Raw genomic sequence first — 17,576 nt, 5'->3', positions numbered from 1 at the left:
AGATTTAAATCGCCCGTAAATGTGTCATTCCCTTACACGGCTTCCTTATAATCATTCAATTCAACAATAAGGAGTGACTCCAATGATACATGTAAAAGAAACATCCGATCGAACAGGATATACTGGCGAACGTCCGGAAGCATTTATCCGGAACGACCAGTTTAACTTTATTAAAGACCAGACGCGGATTTTGATCACCGGACAGGCGACCAGCAATGACGCCGAAGTGCTGAACGTTCTTCGGCACCTGGCGCACGAAAAAGTCTTCAAGCTGTTTCCATCGCTGAACGACGAACAGAAAGCGGTCCTTAATCCGCTGACAAGCGTCAAGGAAACAGCCGATGCCGAAGTGTTCCTCGAAGGGCTTGAGCCGTACATCATCCCGTTCAAAGCGGTCACCGATGCGGCCCTGAAAAAATTGTTCCCGAAAGCCAAAAAGCTGAAAGGGCCGAAACTGGAGTCGGTCGACTTCAGGAAAATGTCGTATCTTGCCTGGACCGAGAGTTCGAACTTGATGTACCTCGTCTATGAAAAAGATGGGCGCCTGGACGGCATCAACGGAACTCTTGCGCGCAGCCATAAAAAAGGCATCTGCTCGATTTGCAACCGCCACAGCGACGTCGGCATGTTCACTGCCAAGACGAAAGGCTCCGGACAGGACAATTACATCAAGCGCGGTAACTACATCTGCCAGGATGCGGATAACTGCAATCGCAATTTAAATTCCTTGGAGCGGCTTGAGGAATTTACGGAACTGATTCAGAAATAATAAGGTATAAGTTTTTTGACACGACATTAATTGAAATTCGTAGTTTAGAATCTGCCAGAATCTAAACTACGGATTTTTTATTTGTCTATTAGAAAAGATTATTACTAAAGCATTGATTTTTTCAAAAGGCTAAGATAAAGTCGTGGATATCGGAATAAATGAAAAATTCAGAGTATAATTATGGGCGCTGTCAATCAAGCTTTTAATGATGTTTATTTTTAATAGGGAAAGAGGTTGGATTATATGACTAAACCACTTGAAGGAGTGAAAGTTCTTGAGTTGGGCAGTTTAATAGCTGGTCCATTCGCGGCAAGAATTATGGGTGAATTTGGTGCGGAAGTTATTAAAGTAGAGCCTCCTGGCAAAGGAGATCCGATTAGAAATTGGAGGGTTGTACATGAAGGGACTTCTTTATGGTGGTATGTACAATCGAGAAATAAAAAATGTATTACGCTGGATTTAAAATCCTTAGAAGGAAAAGAGATAATACAAAAGCTTGCTGAGGAAGTAGATATTGTAGTGGAAAATTTTCGGCCGGGAACCTTGGAAAAATGGGGGATTGGCTATGAAGATTTGAAGAAGGTTAACAAAAAAATTATTTTCGTTAGAATTTCGGGCTACGGACAAGACGGCCCTTATAAAGACAAGCCGGGTTTTGGCAGTATCGGCGAAGCCGTCGGAGGCATCCGCCATCTTACTGGATATCCGGAGCTGCCGCCTACTCGTGTTGGAATAAGCCTTGGTGACTCTGTTGCTTCTTTGTATGGAGTGATTGGCGCTTTGATGGCTTTAAGGCATCGAGACATAAGCGGAGAAGGACAGATAGTTGATGTGGCTTTATATGAAGCTGTTTTTAGCTTAATGGAAAGTATGGTGCCGGAATACGATCATTCAAAAATAATCAGGGAGCGGACTGGGAGTACACTGCCAGGTATAACGCCTTCCAATATCTATCTTTGCAAAGACGGAAAATATGTGGTGATCGGAGCAAATGGAGACAGTATATTCAAGCGGTTATGCAAATGTATGGATCGCGAAGATTTATCTGCTGACGAAAGATTTCAAACAAATGAAGGGCGTTCCAACTATGCAGAATACCTGGATGGAGAAATTATGAAATGGACAAGCCAACATGATTTAAAAGAAATTCTAATAAAACTGGATGATTACAGTATTCCTTCCGGCCCGATATATAACGTAGCAGATATGATGGCAGATCCTCATTTTTTAGCAAGAAAGATGATTGAAGAAGTGGAGGTGGAAGGGATAGGGAAATTAAAATTTCCAGGAATCATCCCCAAATTAAGCCTCACTCCAGGAACGACAGAATGGTCCGGTCCGGCTCTAGGGAAGCATAACATGGAAATTTATAAAGATTTAGTGGGTTTAAGCGAAGAAAGAATCAAATCTCTGAAAGAGCAAGGAAAGATTTGATTTTTAATGGAGAGACTCGTATTTGCATCATCAATCTTCCTTCTATTTTAAATCATCAATTTAAGCTGATCGCGGCAATTACATCTGCCAGGACACGGATGTCTGTAATAGCAATTTGAATTCCTTGGAGCGGCTTGAGGAATTTACGGACATGATTCAGAAATAAATGAAGAAAAAGGGCTTTCCAGGAGACTGGAGGGCCCTTTTTGTGTAGACAGGGAAAGGGGGCATCAGGAACCGCTCTTCCGTTCTTTCTTCTGGAAAATCCACAGTGCCACTTGCAGCACCAAAGCATCCTCGAAGCTTTTTGGATCGTATCCCGTGTCCTCGATGATTTTCTTGAGGCGATAGATTAAAGTGTTGCGATGCAGGAAAAGCTTATCTGCCGTCTGCTGGATATTCTGGTTGTTGGCAAAGAACACTTCCAGCGTTTCGGCTTTCTCTGTATCGAAGTTTTTCAGTACCCGATGGGAAAAGCGCTCAGCCACCGTTTCATCTACTTGATAGAACAGCGACTTCACTTCGATGTTGGCGAAGGAAGCGCAGTCTGTGGCGGCATCGCTGATTTCAAGTGTGATTTCGCAATCCTTATAGGACTGGCTGAACTGGTCGGCTTTATAGAAAGGCAGGCTATAGGCAATCCGGAACTTCACTCCCAAACTTTTTAGCAATTGGTGAAGAGAGGCCACGCGTTCAGGAATATCAGACTCAGCTATGCCGGTCAAGGCGATGAACAGGCGGTTGAAGTTGATGAAGCTGACAATGCCTTTGCGCTTTCCTATGGCGCCCTCCACCTGCTCGATGAACGCCCGGTTTGTCAGGGAGCGTTCTGAAATTTGGACAATGATGGAGGTGAAAGGCGGAACCAGACTGATTTCGAGAAGCCGGAGATTTTCGTGAATATCCTTAAAGGAAGGATCTTTCTTCAGCAACTGATCAGCGACCATTTCCTTGGTGCGCTGCTTCCATTCCAACTGGGAGTCCAGGAATTCCTGCTTGATCATCAGTTCGGTTGTCATCTTGACCAGTTCCCCGATATCTACCAAGTCCTCCGGATTGCCCGTGATGCCAATGACCCCGATAATCTGGTTCCTGAAAACGAGAGGGAGGTTGACACCAGGCTGCGCACCTTCCCATTTCTGGTCAGGATAGATGACGAGCGTCTTTTTGGTGGCAAGTACTTCAAGCGCGCCTTCGTGAACCGCTCCGATGCGGGATTTGTCTAAAGCGGAAATGATGATGCCATCGGTATTCATGATGTTGACATTGCGCTGGAGGCGCAGTGAAGTCTCCCGGACGATTTCATTCGCTATTTTTTTCGTCAGCTTCTGCAAGAAATTCACCCCTTTTGGTTAGAATGAACAAAAAAGTTAGAATATTATGTGTTTTATTCGTATAGTACAGCCATAGACTGAAGAGGTCAATGTCCATATAATTTAGAAAATGTATTTGGAAGCGCTTTCGAAGGAGGAAATTTATGAAAATCATCATAGCTCCGGATTCATTTAAAGGAAGCCTAAGTGCTGTGGAAGCGGCAAATGCAATAGACAAGGGCATCAAAAAAGCTTTCAAGCAAGCGGAGACAACCCTGTTGCCGATAGGCGACGGGGGAGAAGGGACCATGGAGACACTGGTTGCAGCCACCGGAGGCGAAATTAGGAAGGCAAAGGTAACAGGGCCATTGGGGAACAGAGTTGAAGCAGCTTATGGCATTTTGGGTGACGGCAGGACCTGTGTAGTGGAGATGGCGTCAGCATCCGGCCTGCATCTGGTTCCGGAAGGCGGACTTTCTCCGCTGAAGGCGACGACTTACGGGACCGGCGAATTGATTCGCCGGGCACTTGATGACGGCTTCACTTCGTTCATCATCGGCCTTGGCGGTTCTGCCACCAATGACGGCGGAGCGGGGATGCTGCAGGCGCTCGGCATGGGCATCCTCGATGCGGAAGGAGATGAAATCGGCTTCGGCGGAGGAGCGCTCGCTGATGTCAGACGGATTGACGCAGGGGCATTGGATTCCCGCATCAGCGGAAGCACGTTTCTCATCGCCTCGGATGTGCAGAATCCTTTGGTCGGCCCGGACGGCGCCTCGCACGTCTTCGGTCCGCAAAAAGGGGCGGATCCGGAACAAGTGGAGCTGCTTGACCGGAACCTTGCCCACTGGGCAGACCGGATAGAAGACGCCGCCGGCATCCGGCTGCACGACTTGGCGGGCGCAGGTGCTGCTGGTGGCATCGGAGGTGCGTTTCTGGGCTTTTTCCCGGTGGCCATGAAGCGGGGAATTGATGTTGTGCTCGACTACATCCAGCTGGAAGAGGAGCTCGCAGACGCGGATCTGGTCATTACCGGGGAAGGGCAAGTCGACCGCCAGACGGCTTTCGGCAAGACGCCTCTTGGAGTTGCACAGCGCGCCACCAGCCAAAACGTGCCGACCATAATACTTGCAGGGTCGGTCGGAGAAGGGGCCGGTGTGCTGCACGATTACGGCGTGGTAAGCATCCACAGCATTGTTACGGGCCCCATGACTTTAGCCGAAGCCATTGAAAGAGCGGAAGAATTGCTGGAAGTCAGCACGGAACAGATTGTCCGGGCATATTTCCACCAAAACATAAAAATCAAAGGGAGGTTAGTAGTATGAACATCAAAGACACCATTGAAAAAGTACCCGGCGGCCTGATGGTCGTCCCGTTAATGCTTGGCGCTACTCTGAACACAATCGATCAGCTTCACTTGCCGTTTGTCCAGAGCTTTCTGAAGCGGCTGGGTGCGGCACCGACAGAAGAAGGCTTCTACGAGTTTCTCCGCATCGGCGGATTCTCCCAGGAATTGTTCAAAGACGGTGCATTGGTGCTGATCGCTTTGTTCCTTTTCTGCATCGGCAGCCAGATGAACATGAAAGTCGGCGCCAAGGCATTGAAAAAAGGTGTGCTATTGACCGGTTCCAAATATCTTGGAGGCGTGGCGGTCGGGGTGGCATTCGGATTCTTCTTTGATCCATGGCATGGCCTGCTCGGCCTCTCGACACTTGCCATAATCGCCGGAATGACCAACAGCAACGGCGGCCTGTATGCGGCATTGACTGGCCAATACGGCAACCGTTCCGACGTCGGCGGGTTGTCTGTCCTGTCGCTCAATGACGGCCCGTTCTTCACATTGGTGGCGCTTGGCCTGATGGGGACTGCATTCCCGGTCATCGCGTTTATCGCCGTCCTGCTGCCGCTTGGAATCGGCATGCTTTTAGGAAACCTGGACCCGAAAATCCGCGAATTCCTGAAGCCGGGTGAGACGCTGACCATTCCGTTCTTCGCATTCGCACTTGGGGCCGGCATGAACTTGGCCAACTTCTTCAATCCGGAAGTCCTGGCTGGCGGATTGGCACTTGCCTTCCTGACGTTCTTTGTGACGGCCTTGCTGGGCATACTGGTGTTCAAGATTTTCAAAGAGAAAAGCTTTATCGCACCCATCGCGGAATCTTCAACGGCAGGGAATGCGGCTGCCACGCCTGCGGCCATCCTGGCAGCTGCTGCGGTGGCGGTAAGTTCAGGCGCTATGTCAGCGGCGGAATATGCGCAGCTTGAAAGCATTGTGCCGATCGCGACCGCCCAAATCTCCATTTCGACAATCACTACTGCGCTGCTATGCCCGGTCGGTGTGATCCTGATGGACAGATACCAGCGTAGAAGAGGCATTGACGGCCGATTGGATGAAGTGGAAAATGTACCGCAAAATGTCAAAACCAAAGAAGCCATCGACAACTAAAAAAATTATCCCCCTATTTCCGATAGGGGGATTACGTGTTATTCAGCCCCCTGATCAAAATCTATCGGCAAAGTGAGGCATTCAGTATGAAAACAGAACTGCTTTATGGAAAAGACGGCATCACCTTGGATCTTCCGGACACTGCTTTTGTCATCGAACCGAAAAACCTTCCGAAACTGGAAAATGACCGGGAAGCGATCCGGCAGGCGCTCCGCAGCCCGATTAATGCGAAGCCGCTGCGCGAATCCGTCATGGCGACGGACACCGTGTCGATCGTCATTTCCGACATCACGCGCCCGACGCCGAACCACATCCTGGTGCCGGCGCTGATCGAGGAATTAGGCCACGTGCCGCTTGAGAACTTCGTCATCATCAATGGCACCGGCACGCACCGCGACCAGACCCGCGAAGAATTCGTCGGGATGCTCGGCGAATGGGTGGTCGACAACATCCGCATCATCAACAACCATTGCCATGACAAAGACACGCTCGTCCATGTCGGCCGCAGCCGCTTCGGCTGCGACGTCTACCTGAATAAGGATTACGTCGAATCAGATTTCCGCATCGTCACAGGCTTTATCGAACCCCATTTCTTTGCGGGCTTCTCCGGCGGACCGAAAGGCATGATGCCGGGAATCGCCGGAATCGAGACCATCATGACGTTCCACAATGCCCGGATGATCGGCGACCCGCTCGCCACCTGGGGCAATATGGAGAACAACCCGGTGCAGGACATGACGCGTGAAATCAACGGGATGTGCAAGCCGGATTTCATGCTAAACGTGACGCTGAACCGGGAAAAGGACATCACCGCCATCTTCGCCGGCGAGCTCTACGAAGCGCACGACCGGGGCTGCAAATTTGCCAAAGAGCACGCTATGCTGCGCTGCAGCGAGCGCTTTGACGTCGTCATCGCGTCAAACTCGGGCTACCCGCTCGATCAGAATCTGTACCAGGCTGTCAAAGGCATGAGCGCCGCACATAAAATTGTCAAAGAAGGCGGCACGATCATCATTGCATCCGAATGCTCGGACGGCCTGCCGGACCACGGCAATTTCAAGAAGATCTTCGGCATGGCAAAGTCGCCGCAGGAGCTGCTTGACATGATCAACAATCCGGAATTTAAAGTGTTCGACCAGTGGCAGGTGCAAAAACAAGCCGTCATCCAGGTATGGGCGGACATCTACGTCTATTCGAAACTGACCGACGAGCAGGTTGAAAGCGCCATGCTGAAGCCGACGCACAATATTGAAGCGACCATCGAAGAATTGAAGAAAAAATACGGGGAGGGCATGTCGATTGCGGTATTGCCGCTCGGCCCGCTGACGATTCCGTACGTTGAAGAAACAGTAACTGTGGAATAAAAAAAACGAAAAGAGGCGAAAGTGATGACAGCAACTATCGAAAAAAACAACAGGCTTGGTGAGATTCTGAAAGGCATGAACCGCGTCATCGTGGCATTCTCAGGCGGCGTCGACAGCACATTGGTGCTGAAGCGGGCACAGCAGGAGCTGGGCAGCGACAATGTTCTGGCTGTAGTCGTGGCATCGGAACTGTTCCGCAAAGAGGAGTTTGAAGGTGCTGTACAACTGGCGAAAGCGCTCGGGGCGAATGTCCTTGAAACCGAAATCCGGGAGCTCGAAGACGAAGGCGTCGCGGCGAACACGCCGGACAGCTGGTATTTCAGCAAGAAGCTGCTTTATGGACAGTTGAACCAATTGGCGAGAGAACTGGGCTATGATTGGGTCCTCGACGGCATGATCATGGACGACTTGGATGATTTCCGCCCGGGGCTCCGCGCCCGTACGGAAGCGGGTGCGCGCAGCGTCCTGCAGGAAGCGGACCTCTACAAACGCGAAGTGCGCGAACTGTCGAAAGCGCTGGAGCTTCCGGTATGGGACAAGCCGGCATCGTGCAGCCTGTCTTCCCGCATTCCGTACGGTGAACGCCTCGACAAAGAGAAAATCCGCCAAGTCGATGAAGCGGAGAAATTCATCAGCAAGCTGGGCGTGGACATGGTGCGTGTCCGCCACCACGGCAACACGGCCCGCATCGAAGTGGCGCCGGAACAGATGGCAAAGCTGCTGAAGCACCGCGAGCGGATCCTGCTGAAGCTGTCGGCGCTCGGCTTTCAGTACATTTCCATCGACCTCCGCGGCTACCGCACAGGCAGCATGAACGAAGTGCTGTCGGAAGAAGAGATGGAAGACAAGGCCAACTGAGGAATCTCAAGGCGAAACACACGCGGACCCGGCCTTCACGGAGAACGGGTTCGTTTCTCTGCAGTTATGGAGGCAGCGGACAGGCGCATGAAACTCTGGAATAAAAGCGGGGCACGCTTTTAAAGCCAAGACTAAGATAGCAGGTGACAACATGGAGAACTTTGAAGATTTGGGATTCAGTAAAGTGGATTATGACCGGGAGCAGCGGCAGGGCTTTCCGGAAGTTGTTTACGGTGAAGGGAAAGCGGTCGAGCATATTGAGGCAATCATGGGCAAATTGATTGAACGGCACGGCAAAGTCATGGTGACGCGGGTCGCCAAGGAAAAAGCGGAGATGCTGCTGAAGCGCTTTCCGGAAGCGGTATATGACAGCACATCGCGCATCCTCCTATACGGCAAGCCCGTCCTGAATTTCGGAGGGGGAGTGCTGGTGCTGGCAGCCGGAACGTCCGATCTGTTCGTCGCGGAAGAAGCGGCGATCACGGCCGAATGGATGGGCTGCAGCGTCAAGCGGATCTATGACGTCGGCGTCGCCGGCATCGACCGCTTGCTCGCCTACAGGGACGAAATCACCAAAGCGAGTGTCCTCATCGTGGTGGCCGGCATGGAAGGCGCCTTGCCAAGCGTCGTCGGCGGACTCGTCCAGCGGCCGGTCATTGCCGTCCCGACATCCGTGGGCTACGGCGTGCATCTGGAAGGCATCACGCCGCTGCTGGCAATGATGAGCTCCTGTGCATCCGGCATGAGCGTCGTCAATATCGACAACGGCTTCGGGGCAGCTTACCAGGCCGCCATGATCCTGAAACTGGCAACCGAGGGGGTCCACCATGAAACTTCTGTATCTTGACTGCCAATCTGGCATCTCCGGAGACATGACGCTGTCGGCGCTCATCGATCTCGGAGCTGACATCGGCTACATCAGTGGACACTTGAAAAAACTGCCGATCGACCCGTTCACGCTGAATGTCAAGCAAGTCGACAAGCGCGGCATTTCAGCGAAATTGCTGGATCTGCAGTTCCAGGAAGCGGAACACAGCCATGCGCATTCACACGCTGACGATCATTCAGCTGGACATAGCCAAGAGCATTCGCATAGCCATACGCATCATCATGAGCATTCGCACAGCCACAGCCATTCCGGCCACGAGCATGCGCATGACGACGGCCATCATTCCCATTCGCACCGGAAAGCATCGGCCATCCTCGGCATGATCGAAAGCAGCGAACTGCCGCCGCGCGTCAAACAAAGGAGCCTCGCTGTGTTCCAGACCATCGCCGAAGCGGAAGGGAAAATACACGGTATGGATCCGCAAGAAGTGCATTTCCATGAAGTGGGCGCAATGGATTCCATCATCGACATCATCGGCGTGTGCCTGGCGCTTGAAAACCTCGGCATCGACCGCATCGCGGCATCGCCGGTGCCGACCGGCCACGGCAAAATCATGATTGCCCATGGGCTGTATCCAATTCCGGCGCCGGCGACCGCCGAAATCCTGAAAGGCGTGCCGCTCGCCGATTTCCACGTGCGCGGCGAATTGACCACCCCGACCGGAGCGGCTTTTCTGAAAGCGCTGGCGGACGATTATGGCCACTTGCCGGCACTGGCCATCGACAACATCGGCTATGGAGCGGGAAAAAAGAACTTCGAGCACCCGAATGTCCTGCGCGCCGTGCTGTTCAATGAAGAAACCATGGCTGCCCGCGAGAAAATCTCGGTACTTGAATGCCAGCTCGATGATTCGACAGGAGAGACGCTCGGCTACGTCATGGAAAGGCTGCTTGGCGCCGGCGCACTGGACGTCTACTACACGCCGGTCGCCATGAAGAAAAGCCGGCCGGGGACACTGATTACGGTCCTGGCGAAACCGGAAAATGCGTTTGTCCTGGAAGATATCCTGCTGCGTGAAACGAGCACGTTCGGCGTCCGCAAAACTGATTGGACCCGGCGCATCCTGGACCGGGAATTCAAAATCGTCGCCACGGCTTTCGGCAGCATCACCGTCAAAGTGGGCAGGATCGAAGGGGAAATCATCAAGATGTCGCCCGAATTCGAAGAGGTGAAAAAAGCGGCGGCTGCGCATAAGGTGCCGCTTCGGGATGTCTTCCTGGCAGTCCAACAGGCGGCTGGCACCCACGTCGAAACTCTGGATAATGTGAGGTACTGATTGTGGCAGAATTGAATCTGCTGTCCATTCTTGTCATCAGCTTCCTGCTCGGCATCAAGTATGCCCTTGAGCCGGACCTAAAGAAAAGGGCTTTCCAGGAAACTGGAAAGCCCTTTTCTTGCATGCAGATGAGAAACGAAGATCCTCTGCCAGTTCCGAAATTCACTCTCTTAAAGCTGCGGCTGTCATTTATTATGGTAGTACTTGAAATGTTCCATATGCTCCGTCATTTTCTCTTTTGCCTCTTCCTCATCTCCATTTTTCACGGCTTCGAAAAGTTCCGGCAAGCCATCTATTATAGACTGCTTCTCAACCTCGCTAATGAAAATATCCAATTTGAAATAGGCATACACTAAAGACTCTACTAAAGTCTTCGCTAAGGGATTGCGGGTGCATTCCGCCAGCTTGATATGGAACCTGGCATCTGCCTCGAAAATTTCAGGGACGCTCTTTGTCAGGATTTCTGGACCAGGCAGCAGCAGCTCCAACTCCCTGATATCTTCCTCGGTTCTGTTTTTTGCCGCTAAAGCAGCACACGGAATTTCAATCATTTCTCTAATTGCAAAGAGTTCCCACTTCGTTAATGTATTAAAAGTTAAAGATAGCAATATAATATCTTGCACGCTTTTCAAGGCTTTATCGGGATGGAAATTAGCGATGACATAACTTTTCGATTTGGGCGATTCCCGTTGGATTAACTGGGATTCCATCAACAAATCCAGCGCTTCCCGGATGGTCGGCCTGCTCACCGCGAAAAAATCCGCCAGTTCTTCTTGTTTCGGCAAACGGTCTCCGGGTTTCAACTCTTGCTTGTATATTTGTTTTTGAATGGCTGTTGCAATCTGTAAAGGCACTGACTGCAGCTCGAAATCTTTCAGTTTAGTGAACAGTTCCATAATATCCTCCTTAATGTTTTACTCGAATAAGATTTATACGTATAAAAATTTTTGTGTAAACTTTTTTTACATGAAACTTTATTGACTTTGATTTTCTCTTATCATACATTGTAGTCAAATCAATGTACAGAATTTTCTATAAACTTAAAAGCGAGGTTGCTCTTTACATTGATGCTCTAAATTTAGCAAAGGGGAGAATACAATGACGAATAAGATAATGGAAACGTACAATGAAAAAAACGCCGTAAAATATCGATGGGATCAGCTGGATTCATTAATGGAAACTGAAAAGCTGGATGTAGTCGTCGTCTACGGCAAAGGAATCATTACGCAATATGGCTTCCTTTATTATTTTGGAGGGTATTATCCAATCCTTCGGCCGGGTTTCATCATTTATGCGAAAGGGCAGGAGCCGATTGCTTATTACACGACAAGGGCAGACCGGTATTTAGCGGAGCACATGGGCTTTGTGAAGGATTCCCGCTTCCTTGGCACAGGAGACGTGATTCATTCGGAAGCTGATTTGTACCAGCAGATCGGGGAACTGATCAATTCGTATGAGCCGAAGAAAGTAGGAGTGGTCGGGCTTGAATCGATGATGAGCAGCAGCCAGAGTTCTACGCTGAAAAGCCTGTTAGATGCTGAAGTGCTGGATATAACCAAAAACATCGAGAAAATCAAAGGCATCAAATCTCCGGATGAGCAGGACGGGATCCGCCAATCTTATTCTTTGGCCCTTGAAAGCTTTGAAGAGTTTAAAAACGCGATCAAGCCCGGCAGAACCTCAGCGGAAATCGCTGCTGACATTGAAAAAATCGCACGTGCAAAAGGAGCCATCGACACGTTGATTTTTGTGGAAGAAGGGCCGTATTTCCTGAGAAAACCGACTTCTGACAAAATCACCAACAACTCAGTTGTAACAGCATACGTTGAATTGATTGATGAAAACGGTTACTGGGTGGAAAAAGGCGGGTTATTCACAGTAGGGGAAGTTTCAAAGGAAGAATTGGAACTGGCGCAATCCTGTGTCAACGCGATGAAAGAAATCCAGCAGACCTTGAAACCGGGAATTCCGATCAATACAGTAGCGAAAATCATCCACAAACATACTGAAAACCTGGACGTCAACATGGGCATCTGGCATGGCCATGGAATTGGCGTAGACCATGATTTGCCGATTTTAACGGATACCGATACAAGCCTGTTCGAAGAAAACATGGTCATTAGCGTGCATCCGAATTACTCGGACAAGCAAGAGAAATACGGAGTCAGTATTGCCGATGTATTTATCATCACTGAAGACGGAGCGGAATCACTCAGCCAAAGCGCGTACGATATCATCAAACTTTAAGGGGGACACGATTATGTCGAAATTTACAATGGGCATTGATGTTGGAGGCACTTTCACTGACTTTCTGTTTCTGAATTCCGAAAATGACCAGCAGTTGATTGAAAAGGTATTGACGACACCCCATGATCCATCGGAAGGCGTGCTGAACGGCATCCGCAATATTGCTGCGAAATTCAACTTGACAGCCCAGCAGCTATTGGAGCAGACCGGTTTGATCGTTCATGGAACGACCGTAACGACCAATGCGGTGTTGACTGACAAAGGAGCCAAAACCGGCTTGATCACAACGGAAGGGTTCAGGGATGTCCTGCAGATGCGCCGCGGCGTACGCAGCAAAGAGCATCTTTATGACAATAAATACGCGGCACCGAAGCCACTGGTCCCCCGGCACTTGATATACGGCGCAAAAGAACGGACCCATCTCGACGGGGAGGTGTTGACCGAAGTCACCAAAGAAGATTTAAAGAACGCCGTCGAGCTTTTCAAGGAAGAAGGGATTTCATCTGTCGCCATTTGCTTCATGCATTCCTACGCCAATCCCCAAAATGAAATTTTGGCGAAGAAATACGTAGAGGAATTGATGCCGGACGCGTTTGTATCCATTTCCACGGATGTGGCATCTGTTGTCCGGCTTTATAACCGAGTGAGTACGGTCGCGATGAATTCGTATGTCGGCCCTATCCTGAAAAATTACATCGGCCACCTTGTCGACAAACTGCGCGGCCTCCATTTCGAAGGCGAATTGCTGATCATGCAGTCCAACGGCGGCGTAACTAATCCATTAAACGTGGTGGAAGTCCCGGCGACAACTGTTTTATCAGGCCCGGCAGGAGGCCCGGTAGCAGGCAGTGTGTTTGCCAAAACGAGCGGGTTCAATGACGCTATCGTCGTTGATATGGGAGGGACTTCTTTTGAAGCTTCCATCATCGACAAAGGAGAAATAAGCATCAAAAAAGAGGGGGAAGTAAAACGAAACCTCATTTCCCTGCCGATGGCGGATATCCACACGATCGGCTCCGGCGGGGGAAGCATTGCCTGGATCGATGACGGCGGCTTATTAAAAGTCGGTCCGCAAAGCGCCACGGCAGTTCCGGGCCCGGCATGCTACGACCGCGGCGGTGAGCTGCCGACCTGTTCCGATGCCGACCTGGTACTGGGGTATCTGAATCCTGATTATTTCCTGGGAGGCGGCATTTCGCTGAACCTGGAAAAGGCACGGCAGGCCGTGTCCGAGCATGTGGCCAAACCGCTCGGGATGAGCATCGAAGAAGCGGCACTCGGGATTTACGAGATCTCCAATTTGAATATGGCGAACGGCATCAAGGAAGCGACGGTGCTGCAGGGCCATGATCCCCGTTCATTCCCGCTGGTGGTAGCGGGAGGCGCTGGTCCGGTGCATGCGGCGATGATTGCAAAAGAACTGGACATCAAGGAAATCGTCGTTCCAAAATTCTCTTCCGTGCTGTGTGCGGTAGGGATGCTTGCATCCAATTTGAGACATGACTATGTCAAGACCTACAACAAAAACTGGAAGGCTGCCAACATGGCCGAAATCATGGACGTGCTGAGTGAAGACCGGACGCTCGGGCTGAAAGCCTTGTTGAACGAAGGCGTCAAAGAAGAAGAAAGCGCATTGGTCTACGGGCTGGATATGCGGTACCTCGGCCAGCATTATGAAGTGACCATTGAAATAGCGGAAGAAGACATGGCCAAAGAAAATAAAGCGGAAGTCGCTGACAAATTCCATGCCGAACATGAAAGGCTGTTTGGCTTCAGCTTATTGAACAGCGACCTTGAAGTCATGAACATCCGCTTGACGTGCAAAGGCAAACAGTCGGAGTTCAAAGCCCAGACTATTGAAGAAATGGCAGAGCATGAAAAACTCCAAGCCAAAAACAAACGCAAGGTATTCGATCCGGTGACGAAACAATTGCTCGAAACCGATGTATACGACGGCGAAACCATGAAAGCGGGAGCGGCGCTTCAAGGGCCGGCAATCATCGAACTGACTACGACGACAATCGTCGTGCCGACCGGCTTCAATGTTCATCTGAACAAACACGGCAATTTCATCATCCGGGATTCAGCCCTTGCACTTCAAGCACAAGAGGAGGAAAAAGTATGGATCAAATCCTAGTTTCAATACTGTCCAACCGTTTGAAAGCAATCGGGCGCCAAATGGGAGTTGTCATTGAACGAAGTGCGCATTCGCCTTTGCTTGTGGAGGGCCGTGACTTTTCATTAGGGATCTATGATTTCCAGGGGAATTTGATTGAGCAGACAGAATACATCCCGATTCTTGGATATGCAGCAAGTCCGGGCGTCAAGGAAGTCGTGAAATACTTCGGTGAGGACGTCTATGAAGGGGACGTTTTCCTCCACAACGATCCGTTTACCGGAGGCAACCAGAACTCCGATTGGAAAGTGCTGAAACCAGTTTTCCATAACGGGGAATGTGTGGCATGGACGGTCATCACAGCCCACCAGGCGGATGTAGGGGGAGCTGTTCCAGGCTCCTACAATCCCAATGCCACCGATTTATGGCAGGAAGGCTTGCGGATCACCCCTTTAAAAATCTATGAAAAAGGGAAGCTGCGGTACGATGTGTGGGATCTGGTCATCGGCAATGTCAGGCTGCCGATCGTCGGGGATGATATCCATGCCATGGTAGGCGGCTGTACGGTCGGTGAAAGAGAACTGAAAGTGCTGTTTGAACAATATTCAAAAGAAGTGATTTACGAGGCGGTTGAAGAAATCTTCAATTCCACCGAGAAGATGGCGAAAAAGATCATCAAAGGCATGCCGAACGGCAATTACAAGGCGTCATGGAAAGTCAGAGATGACGGCCATGACCATGATGCGGAAATGACCATCAAAGTCGACATCCAAGTGGACGATGAACACATTACGTTCGATTTTGAAGGGACTTCCCCTCAAACGAAAGGGTACGTCAATGCGCCGTATCCGGTAACGCTTTCTTCCGTAATGATCACGTTCTTCATGTTAAGCGAGCAGGAAATCGCCCACAACGAAGCCGTTCAAAGATGCATTACGCTGAAAGTCCCTGAAGGAACCATGCTGAACCCTAACTATCCTGCAGCGACAGGGTTCGGGAACCACTTGAGCGACCAGGTCTGCTCCGTGATCATGCTGGCATTAGAGGAAGCGCTTCCTGAACGGGTCACCGCAGGCTGGAATACCTTATTATGTGCCATTGTCAACGGCTCGGATTCCAGAAGACAGATGCCGTATGTGGATATTCTGCTGAACGGCACCAAAGGCGGAAGCGGCGGCACTTACGGAACGGACGGATACGACCATATCGGATTGATCGCTTCCGGCGGGGCCTTGGCTGCCCAAGACCCGGAAATGTTTGAAATGGTCAATCCGGTTTTCCTGACTAAATATGAATACAGCCAAGATTCTGCAGGAGCTGGCCAATGGCGCGGCGGTCTGGGAGTCGAAACAACTTTCACTTTCCTGGATGATAAAGGCCAAGCCAGTATTTTCGGGGATGGTGCAACAGAAGATACGAGAGCTCCCGGCATATTAGGCGGGGAGCAGGGAAGCATCAATACAATCGAACTGCATTACCCGAACAATGAAACATACGTTACCCACGTCAAAGATCTGATTTCCGACATCCCTAAAAACACCGTTTATAAACAATTGGCCGGCGGCGGAGGCGGCTACGGGAATCCGGCAGACCGCGCGGTTGAAAAAGTGGCATTTGATGTGAGATGCGGCTATGTATCGGAACAAGTGGCTCTGGAACAATATAAAGTTGCATTCAAAGATGCAGGGCGGGGCATTGTGGATACGGATCAAACAGAAAAACTGAGACAGACGGTCTGACCAGTTGAATAGGAATGAGCCGGCAAATTTTACGGAGTACAGCAGTTTGCCGGCTCATTTTTTCAACTAATAAAATTGAAACACGGGGAGTGGCCAGCTTATGAAGAATAAAAGTTATTTATTCATTGTCACCTGTATGATTCTGATGCTCATTCTGTCAGCCTGTGGATCCGAAAACGCTGCCTCAGGAAAAGACGCATTGAAAATAGGCGTCTCCATCCCGGCCGGTGCAAACAATACGGTAAAGAATTGGTACGAAGCGATTAAAACAAGTGGGGAAGAACAAGGATTTGAAGTGATTGGCATAGACAGCCAGGGAGATCCCAGCAAGCAAGTGGGAACCATTGATAATCTGCTGACACAGAACGTCGATGCGCTCATCGTCTGGCCGCTCGATGCCAATACCGTTCAGCCGGCGCTTGACCGCGCAATCGCTAAAAACATCCCGGTGCTTGGCGTGGATTTCAATGTGGCAAAAGGCGGGGATGGCTATAATCTGACAAGCCAGGTAATTTTTGACCGGGGAGCGTCTGCTGCAGAAGCGGCCAAAGTTTTTGCTGAAACCTTCAACGGGCAGGACGTGGAAGTTGCGGGAATCGGCATGGCCATTCCAGTGCCAGGGAACATCTTCGTCATGTCGAAGTTCAAAGAAGAAACAGGAAAATACGACAACCTGAAATGGGTGGAGCAGCAGGACAACCCGACCGATAATATTGCCGGGGCAGCTCCGATCATGGCCAATATCCTGACCAAGAATCCGGATGTACGGGCCGTTTTCACCTACAATGACGAAACCGCCATCGGAGCAGCGCAAGCCATCAAAAATGCCAATAAAACCTTATACGAAGAAGACCCGGAAAAAGGAATCATGATTATCGGCGTGAACGCTGAAAAAAGCGGAATCGAAGCGATTGAACAAGGGAAAGTCCATGCGACATTTAACTTGAATCCCATTAAAGCCGGCGTAGAATCGGTCGATTTCCTGAACCAGCATTTCAACGAAGGGAAAAAATTAGAAGAGCTTCCGAAAGAAATTGTGATTCCGGTTCCTATGGTCAATAAAGATACAGAAGACTTTGTTTCATGGGAAGAAGAGCTGAATTCAATATCAGCTGACTAAGGAGC

At 50.3% G+C, this 17,576-nt stretch carries 14 protein-coding genes; 12 read left to right on the top strand and 2 right to left on the bottom strand.

Annotated features, from left to right (window positions below):
• Positions 1 to 82 precede the first annotated feature (82 nt).
• A complete protein-coding gene (locus tag QWY16_RS17760) occupies positions 83 to 769 on the top strand; it encodes a FusB/FusC family EF-G-binding protein (RefSeq protein WP_300990563.1) in 687 nt (228 codons plus the stop codon).
• Between the two features lie 243 nt (positions 770 to 1,012).
• A complete protein-coding gene (locus tag QWY16_RS17755; protein WP_300990561.1) occupies positions 1,013 to 2,203 on the top strand; it encodes a CaiB/BaiF CoA transferase family protein in 1,191 nt (396 codons plus the stop codon).
• A gap of 230 nt (positions 2,204 to 2,433) precedes the next feature.
• Here QWY16_RS17755 and QWY16_RS17750 read toward each other — a convergent pair whose 3' ends face one another.
• Positions 2,434 to 3,537, bottom strand: a complete 1,104-nt coding sequence (locus QWY16_RS17750) for a CdaR family transcriptional regulator (protein ID WP_300990560.1) — start codon at positions 3,535 to 3,537, stop codon at positions 2,434 to 2,436.
• A gap of 143 nt (positions 3,538 to 3,680) precedes the next feature.
• Here QWY16_RS17750 and QWY16_RS17745 point away from each other — a divergent pair, with 143 nt between their 5' ends.
• The 6 genes from QWY16_RS17745 (at position 3,681) to larC (ending at position 10,349) form a co-directional block, all read left to right on the top strand.
• Entirely contained in the window at positions 3,681 to 4,841 is a 1,161-nt protein-coding gene (locus tag QWY16_RS17745; protein WP_300990558.1) for a glycerate kinase, read from the top strand.
• Complete coding sequence (locus QWY16_RS17740) at positions 4,838 to 5,962, top strand: 2-keto-3-deoxygluconate permease (protein ID WP_300990557.1); 1,125 nt, start codon at positions 4,838 to 4,840, stop codon at positions 5,960 to 5,962. The genes QWY16_RS17745 and QWY16_RS17740 overlap by 4 nt, the downstream gene beginning before the upstream one ends.
• 86 nt (positions 5,963 to 6,048) lie before the next feature.
• Positions 6,049 to 7,326, top strand: coding sequence for a nickel-dependent lactate racemase (larA, locus tag QWY16_RS17735; RefSeq protein WP_300990556.1), 1,278 nt, complete (start codon positions 6,049 to 6,051; stop codon positions 7,324 to 7,326).
• Between the two features lie 24 nt (positions 7,327 to 7,350).
• Positions 7,351 to 8,184, top strand: a complete 834-nt coding sequence (gene larE / locus QWY16_RS17730) for an ATP-dependent sacrificial sulfur transferase LarE (RefSeq protein WP_300990555.1) — start codon at positions 7,351 to 7,353, stop codon at positions 8,182 to 8,184.
• Positions 8,185 to 8,335: 151 nt separating this feature from the next.
• On the top strand, positions 8,336 to 9,031 hold the full coding sequence (gene larB / locus QWY16_RS17725) for a nickel pincer cofactor biosynthesis protein LarB (protein WP_300990554.1): 696 nt from the start codon (positions 8,336 to 8,338) through the stop codon (positions 9,029 to 9,031).
• Positions 9,012 to 10,349, top strand: a complete 1,338-nt coding sequence (larC, locus tag QWY16_RS17720; RefSeq protein ID WP_300990553.1) for a nickel pincer cofactor biosynthesis protein LarC — start codon at positions 9,012 to 9,014, stop codon at positions 10,347 to 10,349. Before larB ends, larC begins: the two co-directional genes overlap by 20 nt.
• Before the next feature lie 185 nt (positions 10,350 to 10,534).
• On the opposite strand, the gene QWY16_RS17715 is transcribed toward larC, so the two are convergent.
• Positions 10,535 to 11,245 carry a FadR/GntR family transcriptional regulator gene (locus QWY16_RS17715; protein ID WP_300990551.1) on the bottom strand — a complete coding sequence of 237 codons (711 nt, stop codon included), beginning with the start codon at positions 11,243 to 11,245 and terminating at the stop codon, positions 10,535 to 10,537.
• Between the two features lie 202 nt (positions 11,246 to 11,447).
• On the opposite strand from QWY16_RS17715, the gene QWY16_RS17710 reads away from it, so the two are divergent.
• The 4 genes from QWY16_RS17710 (at position 11,448) to QWY16_RS17695 (ending at position 17,571) form a co-directional block, all read left to right on the top strand.
• Complete coding sequence (locus QWY16_RS17710; protein WP_300990550.1) at positions 11,448 to 12,596, top strand: M24 family metallopeptidase; 1,149 nt, start codon at positions 11,448 to 11,450, stop codon at positions 12,594 to 12,596.
• Between the two features lie 13 nt (positions 12,597 to 12,609).
• A complete protein-coding gene (locus tag QWY16_RS17705; RefSeq protein WP_300990549.1) occupies positions 12,610 to 14,733 on the top strand; it encodes a hydantoinase/oxoprolinase family protein in 2,124 nt (707 codons plus the stop codon).
• Positions 14,718 to 16,451: a hydantoinase B/oxoprolinase family protein gene (locus QWY16_RS17700; RefSeq protein ID WP_300990548.1), complete on the top strand. Its 1,734-nt coding sequence runs from the start codon at positions 14,718 to 14,720 to the stop codon at positions 16,449 to 16,451. The genes QWY16_RS17705 and QWY16_RS17700 overlap by 16 nt, the downstream gene beginning before the upstream one ends.
• Before the next feature lie 100 nt (positions 16,452 to 16,551).
• Complete coding sequence (locus tag QWY16_RS17695) at positions 16,552 to 17,571, top strand: sugar ABC transporter substrate-binding protein (protein WP_300990547.1); 1,020 nt, start codon at positions 16,552 to 16,554, stop codon at positions 17,569 to 17,571.
• Positions 17,572 to 17,576: the final 5 nt, after the last annotated feature.

The organism is Planococcus shenhongbingii, assembly GCF_030413635.1.
GTDB lineage: Bacteria > Bacillota > Bacilli > Bacillales_A > Planococcaceae > Planococcus > Planococcus shenhongbingii.
The sequence above is the reverse complement of the archived record's forward strand: the minus strand, read 5'-3'. Positions and strand labels throughout refer to the sequence as shown.